Source organism: Methylosinus sp. DMC45 (assembly GCF_056313885.1).
Genome location: NZ_JBQUZK010000058.1, coordinates 1 through 2,418 on the forward strand (window position 1 = coordinate 1; position 2,418 = coordinate 2,418).

3 protein-coding genes are annotated in these 2,418 nt (G+C 61.8%); all 3 read left to right on the forward strand.

Going from position 1 to position 2,418, the window contains the following annotated elements; all coding sequences use genetic code 11:
• Positions 1 to 462: 462 nt before the first annotated feature.
• Positions 463 to 1,515: a dTDP-glucose 4,6-dehydratase gene (gene rfbB, locus ACT53T_RS22360; RefSeq protein ID WP_476162909.1), complete on the forward strand. Its 1,053-nt coding sequence runs from the start codon at positions 463 to 465 to the stop codon at positions 1,513 to 1,515.
• 18 nt (positions 1,516 to 1,533) lie between these two features.
• Positions 1,534 to 2,091, forward strand: a complete 558-nt coding sequence (rfbC, locus tag ACT53T_RS22365; RefSeq protein ID WP_476162910.1) for a dTDP-4-dehydrorhamnose 3,5-epimerase — start codon at positions 1,534 to 1,536, stop codon at positions 2,089 to 2,091.
• An 8-nt stretch (positions 2,092 to 2,099) separates the two neighbouring features.
• The coding region (locus ACT53T_RS22370) for an SDR family oxidoreductase (protein ID WP_476162911.1) at positions 2,100 to 2,418 on the forward strand (319 nt) is incomplete at its 3' end.

Consider the following 2,418-nt stretch of genomic DNA (forward strand, 5'->3'; position numbering starts at 1 on the left):
CAGAGTGGAAGTCCGTGACGACGGCCGCTTGAAATCAGCCTGCGTGGCGTCAATGCGCCTGTATCGAGTTTATGTGACATCGCCCTCAAGCGTTGTGCTCGATTCTTGGGAACAGATCGAGCCGTTGCTGCGCAGCGCTTGGGTCGGTCCCTTGCTCGTCGCGGTCTTGAAATTGACCATCGCGCTATTCCGCTGTGCTCAACGCCCTGCGAACATAGCCCCAACCGACCCGCGATAAAAATTTGGAACAGCCCCGAAGCCGTTGACAACGGCAATCAATGACCTCAGGAATAACACGCCACTCGTTCGACAAAGTACCAAATCAGGTCGCTAACTACAGTGAAGAGGTGTTGTGGCAATGAGGACTTTTTTTTCACGCGGGCACCCCGCGACCTTATTAGTTATCGATGGCGGGGGATCAGACGCGTCACCTTTATTTTTCTGTCATTGATCGGGCGATAGATGCGCATACTCGTGACCGGCGGGGCCGGCTTCATCGGCTCGGCGGTCTCGCGCCGCATCATCGAGACGACGCCGCATGAGCTGCTCGTCTATGACAAGCTCACCTATGCCGGCAATCTCGACTCGCTCGCGCCCATCGCCGGCGATCCGCGCTACGCCTTTCGGCGCGCCGATATTTGCGACCGCGACGCCGTCGCTGCCGCCTTCGCGGAGTTCCGGCCCGACGTCGTGATGCATCTCGCCGCCGAAAGCCATGTCGATCGTTCCATAGACGGGCCGGACGCCTTCATCGAGACCAATGTCGTCGGCACTTTCACTCTGCTCGCGGCGGCGCTCGATTATTGGCGTGGGCTCGATGGGCAGACCGCCGCCGGCTTTCGTTTTCTCCATATTTCCACCGACGAAGTGTTCGGCGCGCTCGGGGCGGAAGGACTGTTTCGCGAGGACACGCCCTATGCGCCCAACTCGCCCTATTCCGCTTCGAAAGCGGGCTCGGATCATCTCGCGCGCGCCTGGCGCGAGACCTATGGCCTGCCGACAATCATCACCAATTGCTCCAATAATTACGGCCCCTATCATTTCCCGGAAAAGCTCATTCCGCTCACCATTCTCAATGCGCTCGAGGAGAAGCCGTTGCCCGTCTATGGACGCGGCGAGAATGTGCGCGACTGGCTCTTTGTCGAGGATCACGCCGAGGCGCTGCTCACCGTCGCGCGCGCCGGCGTCGTCGGACAGTCCTATAATGTCGGCGGCCGCTCGGAGATGCGCAACATAGAAGTGGTGCAGGCGATCTGCGACAGTCTCGACGAGCTGCGGCCCCGCGCGCGCGGCTCTTATCACGAGCTGATCACATTCGTGCAGGATCGGCCGGGCCATGATCTGCGCTATGCGATCGATTGCTCCAAGATCGAGCGCGAGCTCGGCTGGCGCGCAAAGGAGAGCTTCGCGAGCGGTCTCGCCAAGACGGTGCGCTGGTATCTCGACAATGAAGAATGGTGGAAAGCCATACGCTCCGGCAAATATCGCGGCGAGCGGCTCGGCTGCGTCGCCTGACGCGCGCGTGAGGACAGAATGAAAGTCGAGGACACGGCGCTCGATGGCGTCAAGATCGTCACGCCCGATCGCTTCGGCGACGCGCGCGGCTTTTTCTCCGAGAGCTATAATGAAAAGCGCTGGCAGGAGCGCGGCCTGCCGCCATTGCGCTTCGTGCAGGACAATCATTCGCTCTCGCGCGAGACGGGAGTCATTCGCGGGCTGCATTTCCAGACCGCGCCTTTCGCGCAGGACAAGCTGGTGCGCGTCACGCGCGGCCGCATATTGGATGTGGCGGTCGACATTCGCCGCGCGTCGCCGACTTTCGGTCGTCATGTCGCGGTGGAGCTCTCCGTGGAGAATTGGCGGCAATTGCTCGTTCCCATCGGCTTCGCGCATGGCTTCTGCACGCTCGAGCCGGATACGGAGGTCGTCTATAAGGTGACGAATTTCTATTCGGCGCCGAATGATCGCGGCCTCGCCTTCGACGATCCCGATCTCGACATCGCTTGGCCGATCGCGCCGGCGCGCGCCATTCTGTCGGAGAAGGATCGCCGCTGGCCGCGTCTGCGCGATCTTTCCGATACATTCGCGTGAGCACGCCCATGCGCATTGCCGTCACTGGAACGCAGGGCCAGATCGTCACCGCTCTGCGCGAGCGCGCCGATGAGGACACACAAATCATCGCGCTCGGCAGGCCGCAGCTCGATCTTGTCGATCGCGACAGCGTACGCGCGGCGCTGAACGAGGCCCGCTGCGATGCGATCGTCAACGCGGCTGCCTACACCGCCGTCGACAAAGCGGAGCAGGAAGAAGCCCTCGCCCTGCGCGTCAATGGCGAGGGCGTCGGCCATGTCGCCGAGGCGGCGGATGCGCTCGGCGTTCCGCTCATTCATTTTTCGACCGACTATGTGTTCGACGGCT

Bases quoted from the DNA above. Each gene is read 5' to 3' on its own strand.
- rfbC (WP_476162910.1), top strand. From the start codon at position 1,534: ATGAAAGTCGAGGACACGGCGCTCGATGGCGTCAAGATCGTCACGCCC.
- rfbB (WP_476162909.1), top strand. From the start codon at position 463: ATGCGCATACTCGTGACCGGCGGGGCCGGCTTCATCGGCTCGGCGGTC.